Here is a 2124-nt window from a genome sequence, read left to right as displayed (position 1 = left end):
CCTCGGGATCGAGGACAGCCTCGATCCCGTGACGCCGGAAGGTCTCTTCGACGCTGCGAAGAAACGGGTCCATCGCGCTCAGTCCGCGGCGCCGGTATCGGCCGCGCTGGCGCCCGCGACCACTCCGGTGGTCGTGGATGAGGCAGCGACGGCGCTTGTCGATGCCGCACCTGCCACTGTGGCGCTGGTCGCGGCCTGGCCGGCTGCGCCGCTCTTGGTCGCAGTCGCTTTTTTCGGCGCGGCCTTCTTCGGCGTGGCCACCGCCTCGCCGTCGGCCTCGCGCGCGCCGACCCCATCTTTCTCGATCAGTTCCGCAATCGAGGTGGGGACCGCGCCCGCCCAGCCCTTGGGCAGGGTGCGCTTCGACGAGCCGTCGAGCTTGTAGGTAAACTCGCCGGTCATCTTGACGCGGACGAGTTCGGTGCTGGTTTTCTTCGCCATGGGGTCACTCCAGGGAACGGGGCCCCGGCGCACGCGGCGCCGAGGCGGGGTTATCGGGATCAGTTCGAGGTGTAACCGCGAACCAGGACGGCCGGGCGGGTGCAAATCTGCGCGTTCTGCATCATCGCCTCGACGTCGACGAAGCGCTCTTCGTCGCGGTCGTAGATGACCTTCGAGTAGAACTCCTGCCCCGGCGTGTTCGCGAGACCGACATAGTCAGGCGAGCCGTTGAAGGTGCGGAACGTCTGGCGGGTACCAACCGGGAAGAAGCTCGCCTCCGCCTCGGGAATGAAGTTACGGGTCACCACGGTGCCGTCTTCCTGCGGCACGTCCGCCTCGCCGAGGTATTCCTTCCAGGTGATGCCGCCGAACTCGAAGCCGTCCGATTTGTCGTCGCGCAGCGGATCGCCGCCGTTGGTGTTCTGAAAGTACTTGTAGCGGTCCTTGAAGTCCGCGTGCCCCATCAGCTTGTCGGTGAAGTCGGGATGGATCAGACCCATGACGGCCGTCATCACATCGCCCTTGAGGTTGGTCCGGACGTGGCGCGTCACTGCACGGCACTTCGCGGCGAGATCGGTGGTGCCGGTGCCGAGCGTGAAGTCGACGGACTTCCGGCTGATCTCGAACTTGTCGAAAAGGTCCCAGAGCTGCGAGCCGTCGGCATCGAGCACGATGCCCTGCAGCGCGCAGACGCGGTGATATTCGCGGGTGATGTCCAGCGAGCCGCGCAGCTCGATCTGGCGCTCCATCACCTCGTCCTGCGCCTGCTTGAGCTCGGTCTCGGAGCCATAGGCGCGGATGTTGTCGATGTCGTCGGCGGTGATCCGGGCCTTGAGACCAAAGCGCTTGGTCGAGAAGTCCACCAGCTTGGCCTTGCGGGTGCTCGCGCCGGGCAGCGGCGTGCTGCGCTCGGAGGAGTTCACCAGCTGGATGACGCCGTTGATCATCTCGACCGAGAACTTGGTGCCGCGGATCGGCTTGGCGGCGAAGACACCCATGCCGCTCACCAGACCCCACTGGTTGGGGACGACGCGGATGGAGTCGCCGAGCGTCATGGCGGAGAAGCCATCGCCCTTGAAGATATCATAATGAGCCATCGGGCTCTCCTTTCATCGAATGGTGCGCTTCCGCGCGGCGGGACGGCGGTGCCGGGCGGGCCCCGGCACCGAGGACGGGTCAGGTCGCGAGAATGCCGAGCTCTTTGAGCGCCGCGCAGGCGCCATTGCGGTCCGCCTCGGTGGCAAAGCTCGCGTCGAAGATCAGCCCGAAGCGTCGCACGCGGGTATGGCGCGCCTGGATCACTGCGGTGACGTCGGCCGAGGCAGCGCGTGCTTCGGTGCGCAGCACCGCCACCGGCGTCTGCGAGCCGTCTGTGGCGGCGGTGTCGCAGCGGACGTATTTGCCGGAGGCCGTGATCTTGCCAAGCACGGTGCCGGGCTGCAGGTCGGCACCAGCGCCAATCACCGCAGACTCCCGGGAATACTCGGCCTGGTCGAACAACACGAAATCGCCGGCGGTGCGGCCTTCAGTAAGGGGAGGCATCGGGGACTTCCTTTCTGCCAGAGGTCAAAGAAAAGCGCGGAGAAAGCCCCCGCGCCGGATCAGTTGAAGCGGGCTGCCATGCGATCCTTCATCGAGGGCGCGGCGGCCGAAGCGCCGGGTGCCGGCGCATCAAGGTCGGTG

At 66.4% G+C, this 2124-nt stretch carries 3 protein-coding genes; all 3 read right to left on the bottom strand.

Annotated elements, in window-relative coordinates; all coding sequences use genetic code 11:
* Nucleotides 1-78: 78 nt before the first annotated feature.
* Entirely contained in the window at nucleotides 79-441 is a 363-nt protein-coding gene (locus tag G0Q01_RS24535) for a hypothetical protein (protein WP_164213942.1), read from the bottom strand.
* 59 nt (nucleotides 442-500) lie between these two features.
* Nucleotides 501-1538, bottom strand: a complete 1038-nt coding sequence (locus tag G0Q01_RS24530; protein ID WP_164213941.1) for a major capsid protein — start codon at nucleotides 1536-1538, stop codon at nucleotides 501-503.
* A 79-nt stretch (nucleotides 1539-1617) separates the two neighbouring features.
* A complete protein-coding gene (locus G0Q01_RS24525; RefSeq protein ID WP_164213940.1) occupies nucleotides 1618-1983 on the bottom strand; it encodes a head decoration protein in 366 nt (121 codons plus the stop codon).
* Between the last annotated feature and the right edge of the window lie 141 nt (nucleotides 1984-2124).

It is taken from the genome of Salipiger sp. PrR007 (assembly GCF_010499845.1).
Classification (GTDB): domain Bacteria; phylum Pseudomonadota; class Alphaproteobacteria; order Rhodobacterales; family Rhodobacteraceae; genus Salipiger; species Salipiger pacificus_A.
This window is presented reverse-complemented; position numbering and strand designations above follow the sequence as displayed.

What these genes read in the sequence shown, in the direction of transcription:
- G0Q01_RS24530 (WP_164213941.1), bottom strand. Translation starts at nt 1,538, where the DNA reads ATGGCTCATTATGATATCTTCAAGGGCGATGGCTTCTCCGCCATGACG.
- G0Q01_RS24525 (WP_164213940.1), bottom strand. Translation starts at nt 1,983, where the DNA reads ATGCCTCCCCTTACTGAAGGCCGCACCGCCGGCGATTTCGTGTTGTTC.
- G0Q01_RS24535 (WP_164213942.1), bottom strand. Translation starts at nt 441, where the DNA reads ATGGCGAAGAAAACCAGCACCGAACTCGTCCGCGTCAAGATGACCGGC.